The following is a 16,395-nucleotide window of genomic DNA, read 5'->3' as shown; positions in this document are numbered from 1 at the left end:
GTGGAGTATCGGGAACTGAAGGTCCCCGGCGCGTGGGAGATCACCCCACGGCAATTCGGCGACGACCGCGGCGTGTTCCTCGAATGGTTCAAGGGGTCGGAGTTCGAGGCCGCCGTCGGGCACCCCCTCGAACTCGCGCAGGCCAACTGCTCGGTGTCGGCCGCCGGTGTCCTGCGCGGCATCCACTACACCGACAACCCGCCCGGGCAGGCGAAATACGTCACCTGCGTCAAGGGCGCGTTCCTCGACGTCATCGTCGACCTCCGGGTCGGGTCGCCGATGTTCGGGCAGTGGGATTCGGTGCTCATCGACGACGTCGACCGCCGCGCCGTCTACCTCCCGGCCGGTGTCGGCCACGCGATCCTGTCCCTCGAAGACGCGTCGACGGTGATGTACCTGTGTTCGATCGAGTACACGCCGGCCCTCGACCACGACCTGCACCCGCTCGACCCGGACCTGGGCATCGACTGGCCGACGACGGGCCGGGACGGCAGCCCGCTGACGTTCCAGCTGTCCGAGAAGGATTCGGCGGCGCCGTCGCTGAAGCAGGCCATCTCCACCGGAGTGCTCCCCACCTTCCCCACGTGAGTGTTTTCGTGTGCTTCCCCAGGTGAGTATTTTCGTGTGCCCGGGTACACGAAAACACTCACATGGGGGGTGACTTACGAGAACGTGTTCTAGTATCGAGGCGTGACCTTCGTCGTCGTCGACCACCCCCGGCCGGGTATCGCCCTGGTGACGCTCAACCGCCCGGAACGCATGAACGCGATGGCGTTCGACGTGATGATCCCGTTCCGCGACGCGCTGGAGGAGATCAGCAACGACAACTCCGTCCGCGCGGTGGTCGTCACCGGCGCGGGCCGCGGCTTCTGCTCCGGCGCCGACCAGAGGTCCGCGGGCCCGCTCCCCCACGTCGACGGCCTCACCCCGCCGACCGTGGCACTGCGGGCCATGGAGATGCTCGACAACGTGGTGCTCTCGCTCCGCCGGATGCACCAGCCCGTGATCAGCGCCGTCAACGGTGCCGCCATCGGCGGTGGGCTCTGCCTCGCGCTCGCCTCCGACATCCGGATCGCGGCGGAGGACGCGTACTTCCGCGCGGCCGGCATCAACAACGGACTGACGGCCAGCGAACTGGGGCTGAGCTACCTCCTGCCCCGCGCGATCGGTTCGTCCCGGGCCTTCGAGATCATGCTGTCCGGGCGCGACGTGCACGCCGAGGAGGCGGAACGGATCGGACTCGTGTCGCGGTGCGTGCCCGGCGAGGACGTGCTGGACGAATGCTTCGACCTCGCCGAACGCATGTCGCGCTTCTCCCGGCCGGGTCTGGAGTTGACGAAGCGCACGCTGTGGTCGGGGCTCGACGCCGCCTCGCTCGAAGCCCACATCCAGCAGGAAGGCCTGGGACAGCTGCTGGTGCGGCTGCTGACCGACAATTTCGAGGAGGCAACCACCGCGCGGAAGGACAAGCGCGAACCGCAGTTCCGGGACCGACGCTAGGGAGTATCTTTCGGACATGTCGAAGCCACCTCTGACACCGAAGGCCGCCGAGATGTTCGCGCGGCCCAATTACGCCACCATCGCCTGCGTCCGGCCCGACGGACAGCCCGTGTCCGTGGCCACCTGGTATCTGTACGAGGACGGCAGGGTGCTGGTCAACATGGACGCCGAGCGAAAGCGCCTCGACTACCTGCGGGGCGACCCCCGGGTCAGCCTCACCGCGATGGACCCCGGCGACTGGATCACCCACGTCAGCGTCCAGGGCCGGGTGACGGAGTTCGTCGACGACGAAGACCTCGCCGACATCGACCGCCTCGCGACGCATTACAGCGGCAAGCCGTACCCCGTCCGCGACCGGAAACGGGTCAGCGCGTGGATCGAGATCGACACCTGGCACGGCTGGGGGTCGCTGAAACAGTCCTGACCGAATCCGCGACGACGACACCCGGGCATGACGACGCCCCGCGCCGCAACGGTCCTCGCCGTGGCCACGGCGGTGATCGGCAGCCTGCTGCTGAGCGCACCGACGGTCCGCGAATCGCGGCAGCCCGCGGCGACGGTGGCCCAGCCCGCCCCACCGCCACCGCCGCCGCCCGTCGTCCTGACCCCGGAGGAGGTCGAGGCCAGGGTGGTCCCGGCGATCGTCACCCTCGTCGCCGACTCGGGGCTCGTCGAAACCGCGGGAACAGGCATCGTGCTCACCCCCGACGGCGTCGTCCTCACCAATCATCACGTGATCGACGGGGCACTCGACATCAGCGCGGTGAGCCTCGGTAACGGTGCGGAATACGTCGCGGACGTGCTCGGTTACGACAGTTCGCGCGACATCGCGGTCCTCCGGCTCCAGGGCGCGGGCGACCTCCCCGCCGCGACCCTCGCGAAGGACACCGCAATCGGCATCGGCGACCCGGTGACCGCGGTGGGCAACGCCGAAGGGGGCGGAGTTCCGGTGGCGGCGCGGGGTTTCGTGACCGATCTCGGGCAGGCGATCACCGCCCGCAGTTCCACCGACGGTTCCCGGAACCGGCTGAACGGGTTGATCCAGATCGATGCGGCGGTCCGGCCCGGCGACTCCGGTGGCCCCCTCGTCGACGACGCCGCTGCCGTCATCGGCGTGAACACCGCAGGCAACGCCGACTCCGATCCGGCGAAACCCGCTCCCGCCCAGCCGAGGTCGTATGCGGTGCCCATCGACACCGCGATGACGATCGTCGATCAGGTCCGCGCCGGGGCGGCGTCCGCCACCGTGCACATCGGCGACACTCCCCTCCTCGGGATCAGCGTCACCGACGACGCTCGCGGCGCCGAGGTCCTCTGGGTCAGCATCGGCACCCCCGCCGACGATGCGGGCATCGAGATCGGGGACGTCGTCACCGAGTTCGACGGAATCCCCATCCGCTCCTCGGACGACCTCACCGGACTCATGATCGCGCGGCACCCCGGCGACGCGGTCGAACTGCGCTGGCTCGACGAGGCGGGTAGTGCGCGGTCGACGACGATCGTCCTGGAGAAGGGACCGCCGCGGTAGTCAGGCGGTCTTGTCCCGGGCCACACCGTCGTCCGGCCGCACCCGCGACGCGACGAACCGCGCGATACGCCGAAGCACCACACGACTTTCCGGCAGTCCGGGCCACAACGCCGGAAATGCGTGCACCTGACCGTCCCAGATCTGCAGCGTCGCCGGCACACCCGCAGCGCTCAGCCGATGCGCCATCAGCTCCGAATCCGACCGCAGCACCTCCCCTTCCGCGGCGAACAGCAACGACGGCGGCAGACCCTCGAGCACGCCGTTCACGGGTGACAGCGCGGGGTCGAGCACGCCGTCCACCTCGCCGCCCAGCTTGCCGATGGTGACGAGCGCCTCCACGGGAGCGAACACGTCGCGGGCGGCGTTGGCGTGCACCAGTTTGTCGGCGCAGTCCAGGTCCAGCAGCGCCGACAGCCCGACCAGTCCGGCGGGGAGATCGACACCCTCCTCGCGGGCCTTCAACGCCGTCGCGAATACGAGGAACCCACCCGCCGAATCACCGGCGAACACCGTCCCGCCCGCGCGGGCGCCGTTCTCCAGCAACCACTTGTACGCCGTCAGGCAGTCGTCGACGGAACCGCTGATGTTCGTGTCGGGCAGTTGCCGGTAGCCGACGTGCATCACCGGCAGTCCGGTCAGCTTCGCGATCGTCGCGACCACCGGCCGGTGCGTGTTCAGTCCGCAGCACAGGAACCCGCCGCCGTGGAGATAGAGGACGACGCCGTCGCTCAGCTCCGGTGAGACTCCCGGGGCGCGGACGATCTCCGCATCGAACCCGGGCAGCCGCACCTTCTGGCGGCGGATACCGGACGCGGGGCGGATCCCCGCCGCGAGGTCCAGCAGCGCGGCCCTGCGGATGGCCGACTCGTTGATCGGCGCCATCCGCACCACGGGCCGGAGGAACCATCTGCATGCCTGGTAGAGAACCTGGGATTCAATACTCGGCCCCGCCAGCCGCGCCCCCGAACGGTATTGGACGGTCGGTGTCCCATTCCGCTGCTGCGCAGACGGCTTGCGGTCGTTCGGCACAGATTTCATGCCTTCTCCCCTGGTCGCCGATACCCGTCGCCGTTGACGGATACGTAAGTTCAACCTTGGAGTACCTGCCACGCTCGTGTGTCGCTGATGGCGGCTTCGGCCCCAAGTCGTTATGCCCGGTGCCCGAATCGTTACCGGCGGGTCGGCTCAGCCGAAATCGAGGTCGTCCAGCTCCTCCACCACGGTGACCTTGCGCTTGCGACCGCCCCGCATTCGGCCGATACCGCGGCGGCCACCGGTGTCCGCATTGGCCGAGGGCAGGATCCGCTGCGGCGCCACCCGGGGGCGCGGCGTCTGCGCGACCGGGGGGACCACGGGGTCGGAAACGACGAGGGGCGACCGGGGTGGCGGGGCCGCGACAACGGGTCGTCGTGGTGCCGCGGCGGGCGGGGAGGCGACCGCGGACGGCGGGGCGGCGACCGCGGACGGCGGGGCGGGGACCGCGGCAGGCGGGGCAGCGATCGGCACGGAGACCCGTTCGCGGCGGGGCAGGCCGGTGTCCCGCAGATCCACGTCGTCGAGCCCGGTCACCCACCGCAGCCGGTGGTCGAGACCGCGGTCCTGCAGCTCGGCCCAGATCTCGTCGTGCCACGCCCCGGGCTCGCCGCTCCCGAACCCCCGGGAGTTCGCGCTGACCCACACGACGTCCTCGGACGGGCGGCGATCCGCGATGTCCAGGACCGTCAACCAGTTCACCGTGGCCGTGTAACCGCGCCGCTTCCGGTCCACGTACGGGCGGCGGCGCTGCAGTTCACGGGCGGCGACCTCGAGGTGCGAGGTGTACGCCGGCTCGATCACGTCGCAGCCCATCGCCTCCAGCTGCCGGGCCAGCGAGTCGACGTAGCCGTCGGCCTTGGCCCGCGCGGCGTCCACGAACGCCGACAGGTCGTCGCGGAGCCCGAGCCGGTCGTACATCCGCGCCTGGACGGTGAGGGCCTCGATCATCGCGACCGACTCCCGCTGGTACCGGTGGGCGACCTCGACGAGGACGAGTCGGGGGACGAGCACCCGGCTGCCCCGGTCGAGGGTGTCGCGGACGAACGTCTCGAAGCGCGCGTCTCGCGTGACGGCCGAGGTATCGAGAACAATCAGCATTGATCGATTCTCACCGAACGCGTCGGCAGCGCCAGGGAAGTTGCTGAGTCGTTACCGAAACACCCGACCAGTCGGTATCGCAGCACCCGCCGGGGCATTGCCGCCCGGTTGCCGGGCCAGTCAGTGGAAGCTTCCGGCGGCCGCCTCAGTGGATCTTGAAGATCACCGCGCGCTGCACCACGAAGTTGATGACCGTCGCCGTGCCCTGCGCGATGACGAACGCGAGCGGCAGACGCCACCATTCGTCGGGGAATGCGTGGTACATCACCCAGTTGAGGCCCACCTGCACCGCGAACGTGACCGCGTACAGGATCACGACGGCGACGAAGCGGGCGCGGCTCGGTTCCGCCTTGAACGTCCACCGGCGGTTGATCAGGTATGCGGTGGTGGTGCCCGCGATGAAGCTGATCGACTTCGCCACGTTGACGGGCAGCCCGACCACCTCGAACAGCAGGAAGTACAGGCCGAAGTCGACGACCGCCGACAGCCCACCGGTCAGGACGAAACGGACGATCTGCGTCTTCAGGTCCAGTGCGTCGTCGGCGATGTTCTCGGTGACGGGGATCTCGACGGGGAGCGGAACGTGAGGTTCGTGCTCGTGACTCGGCTGGGTTTCTGACACGACGACGAGGCTAGCGCCCCGTGAGTACTTCTTAACCGCCCGCGGTTGAGAAGTACTCACAGGCGGTAGCCTCTATGCCGATGTCCACGACAGCAGAAGAGACGCCCACCCAGGCGCTCCCCACACAGACCCGCACCCTCACCGGCTGGGGGCGCACCGCGCCCACCACGGCGCAGGTGCTGTCCACTCCCGACGTGGAGGTGATCGCGCAAGCGGTCGCCCAGGTCGCGGAGCAGAACGAGTCGAAGCCGGCTCACCTGCAGCGTGGGGTGATCGCCCGTGGCCTCGGCCGCTCCTACGGCGACCCGGCGCAGAACGCCGGTGGCCTGGTCATCGACATGAATGCGCTGAACCGGATCCATCGCATCGACCGCGACACCCACCTGGTGGAGGTCGACGCCGGTGTGAACCTGGATCAGCTGATGAAGGCGGCGCTGCCGTTCGGCCTGTGGGTTCCGGTGCTGCCTGGCACCCGGCAGGTCACCGTCGGCGGGGCCATCGGCTCCGACATCCACGGCAAGAACCATCACAGCGCCGGCAGCTTCGGCAACCATGTGGTGTCACTGGACCTGCTCACCGCCGACGGCAAGGTGCGGACGCTGACGCCGAAGGGCGGTCGCAACGACCCCAAGGGCGCGCTGTTCTGGGCGACGATCGGCGGCATGGGCCTGACGGGCATCATCCTCAAGGCGACCATCAAGATGACGCCGACCGAGACGGCGTATTTCATCGCCGACGGCGACGTCACCCAGACGCTCGACGAGACCATCGCGCTGCACAGCGACGGCAGCGAGGCCAACTACGAGTACTCGAGCGCGTGGTTCGACGCCATCGCCGCGCCGCCGAAGCTGGGCCGGGCCGCGATCTCCCGTGGCTCGCTGGCGAAGCTCGACCAGTTGCCTGCGAAGCTGCAGAAGAACCCGCTGGCGTTCGACGCGCCGCAGTTGCTGACGTTCCCGGACGTGTTCCCGAACGGCCTCGCGAACAAGTTCAACTTCTCGATGATCGGCGAGCTGTGGTTCCGGAAGTCCGGCACCTACCGCGACAAGGTTCAGAACTTGACGCAGTTCTACCACCCGCTCGACATGTTCGGTGAGTGGAACCGCGCCTACGGATCGAACGGATTCCTGCAGTACCAGTTCGTGGTCCCGACCACCGCGGTCGAGGAGTTCAAGGCCATCATCCGCGACATCCAGACGTCGGGGCACTACTCGTTCCTCAACGTGTTCAAGCTGTTCGGCGAGGGCAACCAGGCGCCGCTTAGCTTCCCGATCCCGGGCTGGAACATCTGCGTCGACTTCCGCATCAAGCCCGGCCTGAACGAGTTCGTCACCGAACTCGACAAGCGGGTCCTGAAGTTCGGCGGCCGTCTCTACACGGCCAAGGACTCGCGGACAACCGCCGAGACGTTCCACGCCATGTACCCGCGGATCGACGAGTGGATCGCCACCCGCCGCAAGTACGACCCCACCAATGTCTTCGCCTCCGATATGTCCAGAAGGTTGGAACTGTAGTGATCAACGCTGTCGGGAACCCCCAGACCCTCCTGCTGCTCGGTGGCACCTCCGAGATCGGTCTCGCGATCTGCGAGGAGTACCTGAAGAAGGCGCCGATGCGGGTGATCCTCGCCGCACTGCCGGGCGACCCCGGGCGCGACGGCGCGGTGGCCCAGCTGAAGGCGGCCGGCGCGAACGCCGTCGACGTCATCGACTTCGACGCCGTCGACACCGAGACCCACCCGAAGGTCATCGACGACGCCTGGGCGAAGGGCGACGTCGACGTTGCCATCGTCGCGTTCGGCCTGCTCGGCGACGCCGAGGAACTGTGGCAGAACCAGCGCAAGGCCGTCCAGATCGCCGAGGTCAACTACACCGCGGCCGTGTCCGTCGGCGTGCTGGTCGGCGAGAAGATGAAGGCACAGGGCTTCGGCCAGATCATCGCCATGTCGTCCGCCGCGGGCGAGCGCGTGCGCCGCTCCAACTTCGTCTACGGCTCCACCAAGGCGGGACTCGACGGCTTCTACCTCGGACTCGGTGAGGCCCTGCGCGAGTTCGGCCCCCGCGTCCTCGTCATCCGTCCCGGCCAGGTCCGCACCCGCATGTCCGCGGACGTGAAGGAAGCGCCGCTGACGGTGAACAAGGAAGACGTGGCCAAGCTCGCCGTCACGTCGGCAGAGAAGGGCAAGGATCTCGTCTGGGCGCCCGGCGCGTTCCGGTACGTGATGATGATCCTGCGGCACATCCCGCGACCGATCTTCAAGAAGCTGCCCATCTAAGCTTCGCCCTCGTGACGGAAGCAGACGTAGCACCGGCCCGACGGTCCCTGTCGACAGCTGTCGAAATGCTGCTGGGGGCCGTCGTGGCCGCGGTGGTGGCAGCGGTCGGACTGTTCGCGTTCGGGCGGGTGCAGTGGCCGGCGTTCAACTCGTCCAACGTGACCCAGGCCGTCACGACGGTCGGCCAGGTCGTGGCCATCGCGGGGATCGCGGTGTCGGTGCTGCTGGTCCGGCTGCACCGGGCCGTGCGATTCGCCCGACTGTTGTCGTGGGCGAGCCTGTCCGGGTTCGTCACCGTCACGCTCGGTCTGCCGCTCGCCGCGACCAAGCTGTACCTGCACGGAGTCTCCGTCGACCAGGAATTCCGCACCGAATACCTCACGCGGCTGACCGACTCGGCCGCACTGCGCGACATGACGTACGCCGACCTGCCGCCGTACTACCCGGCCGGCTGGTTCTGGGCCGGCGGGCGCGTCGCCAACCTCCTCGGCATGGACGGCTGGGAAGCGTTCAAGCCGTACGCCATCGGATCCCTCGCCGTCGCCGCCGTCGTGGCACTGGTGTTGTGGAGCAACCTGATCCGCCACGACCTCGCCATCGTCGTGTCCCTCGCGACGACGGCCCTCGTCCTGGCCTACGGTTCGCCCGAACCGTACGGCGCCGTCATCACGCTGCTGATCGGTCCCGCGCTCGTCCTCGCCTGGGGCGGACTGAATCGTGTCGACGGCCGCGGCGGCTGGGGTGCCGTGATCGGCACCGGCCTGTTCCTCGGTCTCGCCGCCACGTTCTACACGCTCTATCTCGGACTCGCCGCCTTCGCGATCACCCTGCTCGCACTACTGGCGGCGGCGCTGCGGGTGCGCGACCGGAAGTCGTGGCGGGCAGCGATCGACCCGCTGGTCCGGCTGATCGTGATCGCCGCCGTGTCCGGGCTCCTCGCCCTGACCGTGTGGTTGCCGTATCTGCTGAAGGTCGTGGGCGGTTCGCCCGCCGCGTCGGGAACCGCGCTGCACTACCTGCCCGAGGCAGGCGCACAACTGCCGCTGCCGATGATCCACTTCTCCCTCACCGGGGCGCTGTGCCTGCTCGGCACCATCTGGCTCGTCGCCCGCGCGTCGACATCGCGGCGCGCGCAGGCCCTCGGCGTCGGCGTGGTGGCCATCTACCTGTGGTCGCTGCTGTCGATGGCGTTCACGGTGCTTGGCAGCACCCTGCTCTCGTTCCGGCTCGAGCCTGTGCTGATCGTCCTGCTCGGCGCGGCAGGCGTCTTCGGATTCGTCGAATTCGCGGGGTGGCTCGTGCTCGCGACCAGCGACAACCCGCGGGTCAAGGGGGCGGTCCTGGTGATCGGCGTGCTCGGTGCGCTGTCGTTCGTCCAGAACATCCCGAAGTTCCTCGACTCCGACATCGCCGTCGCCTACACCGACACCGACGGCAACGGAGAACGCGCCGACCAGCGTCCACCCGGTGCCGCCGCCCACTACGCGGCAGTCGACGAACTGATCCGGGCGCAGGTCCCCCGCGACCGCGACGACACGGTGGTCCTCACCGCCGACACCAGCTTCCTCAGCTTCTACCCCTACCTCGGATTCCAGGCGCTGACGTCGCACTACTCGAATCCTTTGGCGGACTTCGCCGGACGCGCGCGGACCATCGCGGAGTGGAGCGAACTCGAGACCCCCGACCAGCTGGTGGCCGCACTCGACGCGGCGCCGTGGCGGGCCCCCGACGCGTTCGTGTTCCGTCAGGGCCCCGTCGGGTACACGCTGCGGCTCGCCGAGGACGTGTATCCCAACGACCCCAACGTGCGCCGCTACACCGTCACGTTCCCGAAGGAACTGTTCGACGACCCGCGATTCACGGTGTCGGAGACCGGGCCGTTCGTCGTCGTCACAAGAAACTGATCGGTCTGTTCGAGTTTATTTCGCCGCGCCGCGGGAACTCCGCACCCAATCAGGGAAGCGGGTATTTTCCGCGCCCCGAGGGGAAATGTCGGGTCGTCGCGAGGAGCGGTCATGCCGGATGCAGTGGAGCCTCGACGCGCCGGTAACGGTGCCGAAGACTATCTACTCGGCACCGCTCCCGGTGAGGTGATCGTGCATGCCGGACTAGCCGCGACGATCGGAGCGATCGTCGGTGTCTACGTCGGGCACTGGGCGCTTTTCGTGATCGCACTGCTCGGCGCCGCCGTGTTCGTCGCCGGCGACGTCGTCGTCCATGTGAGCCGACAAAGGTCGCCGGACCTCGGTCCGGCGACCCCTGTCAGGCACCCTGTCGGGCGGGCTGCCTAGTTGAGCTTCTGCGGCACACCGTAAGTCATCACGGTGTCACCGTTCTCCGTCACCGCCATGGCGTACGGACGGATGGTGACCGGTCCGATAGCACCGGAGATGGAACCGTGAACTCCCTGCATCCTGACCACAGCCGCCGATCCGTCGAACTCCTGACCCTCCAGGAGCGGGACGGTGGTGATTCCACCCGGTTCCAGGTCGATGTCGAGTTCCTGCGACGGAATGATGTCGCCGGCGAGTTCCGCGTTGGTCCCTGCGTTCAGTCCGAAACCTTCGAGCATCCCCATCGGGCCGAAATCGACGTTGATTCCATTGCTCGACCCGATTGCGAACCCGAGCCCGGGCGAGTTGAGAACGATGGTCGCGCCTGCCAACGAGACCGGGTAACCGATCTGATAACCGACGGTGAGCTGAGTTCCCTTGAACTCTTCCGCGTTCGGCCCGGTGATGGCGACCCCCGCGTAACCGTTGTGGAAGAACTCCACGCTGGTAGGTACGCCGTCGAGCGGCGGTACGGTCTGATACTGCGTGTCGCCCTGGACGACTTCGATGCGATTTCCTCGTGAATCGATCACGGAGCTGGAATTGTCCACGCCGGCCGACGCCGAGCCGTTGCCTATTACCATGGCAAGCGCTGCGATGCCTGCGACTGCAACCGTCCGTGTGAAGCGTTTGTACCCAAATCGAGATGTGCTGATGTCCGTCATGCCGACCCCATTCAGAATGCACTGCAACCGATACGGAAAAGCATGCTGAGCGTAACCAGTGGGGCAGAAGAATATCCCTGTATTGATCAGAAGTTCACAAATCAACTTGATGTGATACACGCAACAATTACCCGATCGCAACCCAGGAAGCTCTCAGCGACCTCCGGTACCCTCGACCGATTGACATCGACCCGAGAACCGGAGGCGCTGCTGCGTGACTGAGATACTCACCCCGGTCGAAACGACTCGGCCCGCCGAGAGCACCAGCACCACCGCTCGCCCTGTCCGCTCGCGTTTCCGGCCGCACCCGGCCGATGTCGCAGTGGTCGTCTTCTACGTCGGCTTGGCCGCATTCGTGTTGGCCCGCCAGTGGAAACACCTCGGAACCGGCTATCTGGTCCGCAGCGGCCAGGACCAGACCATGTGGGAATGGTTCTTCGCGGTCGCCGCACGTTCGCTGGTCCATCTGGAGAACCCGCTGTCCAGCGACCTGCAGAACTATCCGCTGGGCGTCAATCTCATGGGCAACACGGCGATGTTCGGTATCAGCGTTCCGCTGGCGCCCGTCACGTTGTTGTTCGGACCGAACGTCACATTCACTCTGGCACTCACACTTGGCCTGTCGGGCACGGCAATTGCCTGGTACTGGGCCTTCTCACGGCACGTCGTGTCCTCGCGACTCGCGGCGGCGGTCGGCGGCGGTCTGTGCGGTTTCGCACCCGCCCTGATCTCGCACACCAACGGGCATCCCAACTTCGTCGCCCTGTTCCTGCTGCCCTTCATCGCGCTCGCCGTGATCCGGCTGGGCAGCGGCGCGCGACCCGTGCGCGACGGCATCGCGCTGGGCCTGCTGATCGCCTACCAGATCTTCCTCGGCGAGGAACCCCTGCTGATCTACGCGCTGGCGTTCACGGTCTTCGGGGTCGCCTACGCGGCGTCGCGACCGCGGACCGCGTTCGCGGCAGTCAGGCACAGCATCAAGGGTTTTGCGATCGCGGGCGGCGTCGCGCTGGCCATCGCCGCCGTTCCCCTGTGGTGGCAGTTCTTCGGACCCGACAGCTACCGGGCGATCGAGCACGGCCCGGTGGGCAACGACACCGAATCGTTCACCAGTTTCCCGACGTCCTCCCTGGCCGGCGAGCCCGGGTCCGCCGAGTTCAGCATGAACGCCACCGAGGAGAACGCGTACTTCGGCTGGCCCCTGCTGATTCTCCTCGGCCTGTCCGCGCTGTGGCTGTGGCGGATGCCGCTCGCGCGCGCCGCGGCCGCGACGGTCACCGTGATGGGCGTCCTGTCGCTCGGGATGTCGCTGACGATCGGCGGCTGGGACACCGGAATTCCCTTGCCGTGGAAGCTGATCTCACACCTGCCGCTCCTCGAATCCGTCCTCGAATCGCGCTTCGCGATGGGCTGCCTGCCCGCCGCCGCCCTGCTGCTCGCACTGGGCACCGACCGCGCCCTGGCGTCCGCCCGCGAGGGCCAGCGGACCACCACCCTGCTGTGGGTCGGGTGGCTCGCGGTGGCGCTGCTTCCGCTGACGCCGACACCCCTCGCCGTCGTGCAGCGTGACACCGCACCGAACTTCTTCGCCGACGGCACGTGGCGGGAATACGTCACCGACGGTTCCGTCGTCACGGTGCCGCTGCCCTCCCCGGAGAACGCCCGGATGCTGCGCTGGCAAACCGAGCAGGATCTCGCATTCCCCATTGCCGGTGGATATTTCGTCGGCCCGGCCGGCAGCGAGCAGCGGGGCAAGTACGGGCCCGACGACCGCCCGACCGCTTTGCTGCTCGCCTCCGCGCAGTCGTCCGGCCAGGTGCCGGCCATCGACGACGCGAAAAGGGCCCAGGCGCTGACCGACCTGAAGTTCTGGAACGCCGACGTCCTGGTCCTGCCGCACACCCAGAACGATCGCGTCCTGCGCGAGACGGTCCGGCAACTCGTCGGGGCGCCCGCGAAATCTGTCGACGGCGTGTGGGTGTGGGACGTCCGGTGGCTGCGCCACCCGTGAGTACTTATTAACGTCCGGCGGTTAACAAGTACTCACGGGTGACTAACATCGTGCTGTGCCACAACCGCCGCTGCCCGACGTTCGGAGCATCCGCACTTCCCGGCTCGTCGCGATCGTCACCGGCCTGATCGGTTTCGTTCTCGCGCTGGCCACCCCGTTCCTGCCGGTGAAGCAGGACGCCGCGACGATCGACTGGCCGCAGGGCGGCACCCTCGCCAGTGTCGAGGCGCCACTCGTCTCGTACACGCCGCTGGCCATGCAGGTTAACGTTCCCTGCTCGGTGTTCACCCAACTCGGGCCCGACGGCGGCACCGTCGTCTCGACCCTCCCGAACCGGGCGCCCGACTTCGAGAAGAACGGCCTCGTCGTGAAGGCGGGCGCCGGCGGCACGATCGACGTCACCCTGCGCGGCAGGTCCCTGATCTCGGCGGGTGCGGCGGATCTGCAGGGCTGCACCGGACTCACCGTCACGTCCGACTACCAGCGGACGTCGGCCGAGGTCACGGGCACCGCCGAACCGCTCGCCGGGTCCGTCGAGGGCGACCAGCGACCGCAGATGGTCGGCCTGTTCACCGATCTGCAGGGCGCGGCGCCCGCCGACCTGAGCGTGCACGTCGAGCCCGACTCCCGGTTCTCGTCCAGCCCGACGCTGCTCAAATTGCTCGCGATGATCGTGTGCGTCCTCGCGACGCTGACGTCGCTGTACGCGCTGCACCGCGTGGACGGCATCGACGGCAGGCGCGCCCGACGTTTCCTGCCTGCGCACTGGTGGAAGTTCACCGGCGTCGACGCCGTCGTGATCGGGACGCTGCTGCTGTGGCACGTGGTCGGCGCGAACACGTCCGACGACGGCTACCTCCTGGGCATGGCGCGGGTGTCGGAGCATTCCGGCTACATGGCCAACTACTTCCGCTGGTTCGGCGTCCCCGAGGCGCCGTTCGGCTGGTCGTACGAACTGCTCGCGGCGCTGGCGAAGGTGAGCACGGCGAGCATGTGGATGCGACTGCCGACGCTGCTCGCGGCGCTGCTCTGCTGGATGGTGATCAGCCGGGAGGTCATTCCCCGCCTCGGTGTGGCCGTGCGCCGCAACAGGACTGCCCTCTGGACCGGTGGCCTGGTCTTCCTGGCGTTCTGGCTGCCGTACGACAACGGTTTGCGTCCCGAACCGGTCATCGCGCTCGGCGCCCTCCTCACGTGGTGTTCGATCGAGCGGGCCATCGCCACCGGACGACTGCTTCCCGGTGCCGTCGCCGTGCTGATCGCCGCGTTCTCGCTCGCCGCCGGACCGTCCGGGCTGATCTGTATCGCCGCCCTGATCGCCGGTGCACGGCCGATCCTGCAGATCATCATCGCGCGTGGCCACCGGGTGGGATTCGCGTCCCAGATCCTGCCGATCCTCGCCGCGGGAACGGTCGTGCTGGTTGCCGTCTTCGCGGATCAGACACTCGCGACGGTGCTCGAGTCGACACGCGTGCGCACCGCCCTCGGCCCCAACGTGGCCTGGTTCGACGAGCGGCTGCGCTGGGACTCGCTGATGGGGATCTCCCCGGACGGCTCGCTGGCCCGACGTTTCGGTGTGTTCGTGATGCTGTTGTGCGTCGTGGTCTGCGTGATGCTGATCCTGCGCAAGGGGAAGGTGCCCGGGACCGCGATCGGACCGTCGCGCCGCATCCTCGGCATCGTGTTCGCGTCGCTGCTGCTGATGATGTTCACGCCCACCAAGTGGACCCACCACTTCGGGGTGTACGCGGGGCTCGCGGGTTCGGTCGCGGTGCTCGCCGCGGTCGGGGTGGGGGCAGCGAGTATCCGCTCCAAACGGAACCGCACGCTGTTCGCCGCGGGTGTCCTGTTCATCCTCGCCGTCGCGTTCACCAGTTCCAACGGCTGGTGGTACGTCTCCAGCTACGGCGTCCCGTGGTGGGACAAGCCGCCGATGATCGCGGGCAAGGGCTTCTCCACGCTGTTCCTCGGACTCACGGTCCTCACGCTGCTTCTCGCCGCCTGGTACCACGTCCGCGAGCCGTACGAGACGGGCAAGAAGCCCAACGGGAAGCGCGCCCGGATGCTCGCGCCGTCACCGCTGACCGTCGCCGCCGGTGCCGTCGTCCTGTTCGAGGTGCTGTCGCTGCTGAAGGGCGCGGTCGCGCAGTACCCCGGGTACTCCATCGCGAAGGCCAACATCGAATCGGTCACCGGCGGCACGTGCGCGCTCGCCGACGAGGTCCTCGTCGAAACCGACCCGACCGCCGCACTGCTGCAGCCGCTCACACCGGTCACCGATCCGAACGGTGCGGGCGCGTTCGGCGCGACGTCCGCGGAGGGCTTCACCCCCAACGGCATCGCCGACGACCTCACCGCCGACTCCGAGAAGATTGCCACCGGCGGCGCCAACACCGTCGACACCGAGACCGACGAGACGACCACCGGCACCAGTTCCGGAACCGGCGGCGGCACCGAGGCCACCGCCGGAGTCAACGGCAGCACCGTGACGCTGCCGTTCGGCCTGGACCCCGCCCGAACCCCCGTTCTCGGCAGCTACCAGCGGGGTGGGGAGCAGAAACCCGCTTCTCTCACCACCGGTTGGTACGGGCTGCCCGACCGCAGCGACGACGCACCGATCCTCACGATCTCGGCGGCCGGACGCATCCGGTCGGTCGACGCGGACGGCGTCGTCACCCCCGGTCAGAGTCTGAAGGTCGAGTACGGGGTGACCGGACCCGACGGGTCCGTCACCGCGCTCGGCACCGTCGACCCGATCGACATCGGACCGTCGCCGTCGTGGCGCAACCTGCGGGTGCCGCTCGATCAGCTCCCCGCCGAGGCGAACACCGTCCGACTGGTCGCGGACGACCCGGACACCGATCCCGGCCAGTGGCTGGCGGTCACCCCGCCGCGGGTGCCGAAGATGCAGACGCTGCAGACCGTCGTCGGGTCCAGCGACCCGGTGCTCCTCGACTGGGCCGTCGGGCTCGCATTCCCCTGCCAGCGCCCGTTCGACCACCGGTACGGGGTCGCCGAGGTCCCGCAGTGGCGTGTCCTTCCCGACCGCATCGGGGCCGAGTCCACGAATGCCTGGCAGGACAAGTTCGGTGGCGGCCCGCTGGGCTGGACCGACCAGCTGCTGTCGGCGAGCACTTTGGCCACGTACCTGTCGAACGACTGGGACCGCGACTGGGGTTCACTCGAGCGGTACACACCGCTGGACGAGTCGGCGACACCCGCCCAGGTCGAATCCGAACAGGTGACCAGGTCGGGTACGTGGTCGGCCGGACCGGTGCGCTACTACTAGAGACGCCCCTACCCTCTGGTAGGCGGCAATATGCCTCCT

14 protein-coding genes are annotated in these 16,395 nt (G+C 68.2%); 10 read left to right on the top strand and 4 right to left on the bottom strand.

Going from position 1 to position 16,395, the window contains the following annotated elements; genetic code table 11:
* The 4 genes from CA951_RS34970 to CA951_RS34955 all read left to right on the top strand — a co-directional run bounded on the left by CA951_RS34970 (position 1) and on the right by CA951_RS34955 (position 3,028).
* Entirely contained in the window at positions 1–588 is a 588-nt protein-coding gene (locus tag CA951_RS34970) for a dTDP-4-dehydrorhamnose 3,5-epimerase family protein (RefSeq protein ID WP_087561230.1), read from the top strand.
* Between the two features lie 102 nt (positions 589–690).
* A complete protein-coding gene (locus CA951_RS34965; RefSeq protein ID WP_087561229.1) occupies positions 691–1,500 on the top strand; it encodes an enoyl-CoA hydratase in 810 nt (269 codons plus the stop codon).
* A gap of 16 nt (positions 1,501–1,516) precedes the next feature.
* On the top strand, positions 1,517–1,924 hold the full coding sequence (locus CA951_RS34960) for a TIGR03618 family F420-dependent PPOX class oxidoreductase (protein WP_087561228.1): 408 nt from the start codon (positions 1,517–1,519) through the stop codon (positions 1,922–1,924).
* 27 nt (positions 1,925–1,951) lie between these two features.
* Positions 1,952–3,028 (top strand): S1C family serine protease, encoded by a 1,077-nt coding sequence (locus CA951_RS34955; protein WP_087561227.1) that lies wholly within the window; start codon positions 1,952–1,954, stop codon positions 3,026–3,028.
* Here the strand turns inward: CA951_RS34955 and CA951_RS34950 are convergent, their stop codons facing one another.
* The 3 genes from CA951_RS34950 to CA951_RS34940 form a co-directional block, all read right to left on the bottom strand.
* Positions 3,029–4,066 (bottom strand): alpha/beta hydrolase, encoded by a 1,038-nt coding sequence (locus CA951_RS34950; protein ID WP_087561226.1) that lies wholly within the window; start codon positions 4,064–4,066, stop codon positions 3,029–3,031.
* Between the two features lie 147 nt (positions 4,067–4,213).
* A complete protein-coding gene (locus CA951_RS34945) occupies positions 4,214–5,161 on the bottom strand; it encodes a PIN domain-containing protein (protein WP_087561225.1) in 948 nt (315 codons plus the stop codon).
* Between the two features lie 145 nt (positions 5,162–5,306).
* The gene (locus CA951_RS34940; protein WP_072938553.1) at positions 5,307–5,783 is read right to left on the bottom strand and encodes a GtrA family protein; all 477 of its coding nucleotides are present in this window, start codon (positions 5,781–5,783) and stop codon (positions 5,307–5,309) included.
* An 80-nt stretch (positions 5,784–5,863) separates the two neighbouring features.
* Here CA951_RS34940 and CA951_RS34935 point away from each other — a divergent pair, with 80 nt between their 5' ends.
* The 4 genes from CA951_RS34935 to CA951_RS34920 all read left to right on the top strand — a co-directional run bounded on the left by CA951_RS34935 (position 5,864) and on the right by CA951_RS34920 (position 10,349).
* Positions 5,864–7,297, top strand: a complete 1,434-nt coding sequence (locus CA951_RS34935) for an FAD-binding oxidoreductase (RefSeq protein WP_087561249.1) — start codon at positions 5,864–5,866, stop codon at positions 7,295–7,297.
* Complete coding sequence (locus CA951_RS34930) at positions 7,297–8,058, top strand: decaprenylphospho-beta-D-erythro-pentofuranosid-2-ulose 2-reductase (RefSeq protein WP_087561224.1); 762 nt, start codon at positions 7,297–7,299, stop codon at positions 8,056–8,058. The genes CA951_RS34935 and CA951_RS34930 overlap by 1 nt, the downstream gene beginning before the upstream one ends.
* An 11-nt stretch (positions 8,059–8,069) precedes the next feature.
* Positions 8,070–9,962 carry a galactan 5-O-arabinofuranosyltransferase gene (locus CA951_RS34925; RefSeq protein ID WP_179220424.1) on the top strand — a complete coding sequence of 631 codons (1,893 nt, stop codon included), beginning with the start codon at positions 8,070–8,072 and terminating at the stop codon, positions 9,960–9,962.
* A 111-nt stretch (positions 9,963–10,073) separates the two neighbouring features.
* Positions 10,074–10,349 (top strand): hypothetical protein, encoded by a 276-nt coding sequence (locus tag CA951_RS34920; RefSeq protein WP_087561222.1) that lies wholly within the window; start codon positions 10,074–10,076, stop codon positions 10,347–10,349.
* Here CA951_RS34920 and CA951_RS34915 read toward each other — a convergent pair.
* A complete protein-coding gene (locus CA951_RS34915) occupies positions 10,346–11,056 on the bottom strand; it encodes an MspA family porin (protein ID WP_087561221.1) in 711 nt (236 codons plus the stop codon). The genes CA951_RS34920 and CA951_RS34915 overlap by 4 nt on opposite strands.
* Before the next feature lie 214 nt (positions 11,057–11,270).
* On the opposite strand from CA951_RS34915, the gene CA951_RS34910 reads away from it, so the two are divergent.
* Positions 11,271–13,067 (top strand): glycosyl transferase, encoded by a 1,797-nt coding sequence (locus CA951_RS34910; protein ID WP_087561220.1) that lies wholly within the window; start codon positions 11,271–11,273, stop codon positions 13,065–13,067.
* Positions 13,068–13,122: 55 nt separating this feature from the next.
* Entirely contained in the window at positions 13,123–16,356 is a 3,234-nt protein-coding gene (locus CA951_RS34905; RefSeq protein ID WP_087561219.1) for an arabinosyltransferase domain-containing protein, read from the top strand.
* Positions 16,357–16,395: the final 39 nt, after the last annotated feature.

This window comes from Rhodococcus sp. NCIMB 12038 (assembly GCF_002165735.1).
Lineage (GTDB): Bacteria > Actinomycetota > Actinomycetes > Mycobacteriales > Mycobacteriaceae > Rhodococcus_F.
The sequence above is the reverse complement of the archived record's forward strand: the minus strand, read 5'-3'. Positions and strand labels throughout refer to the sequence as shown.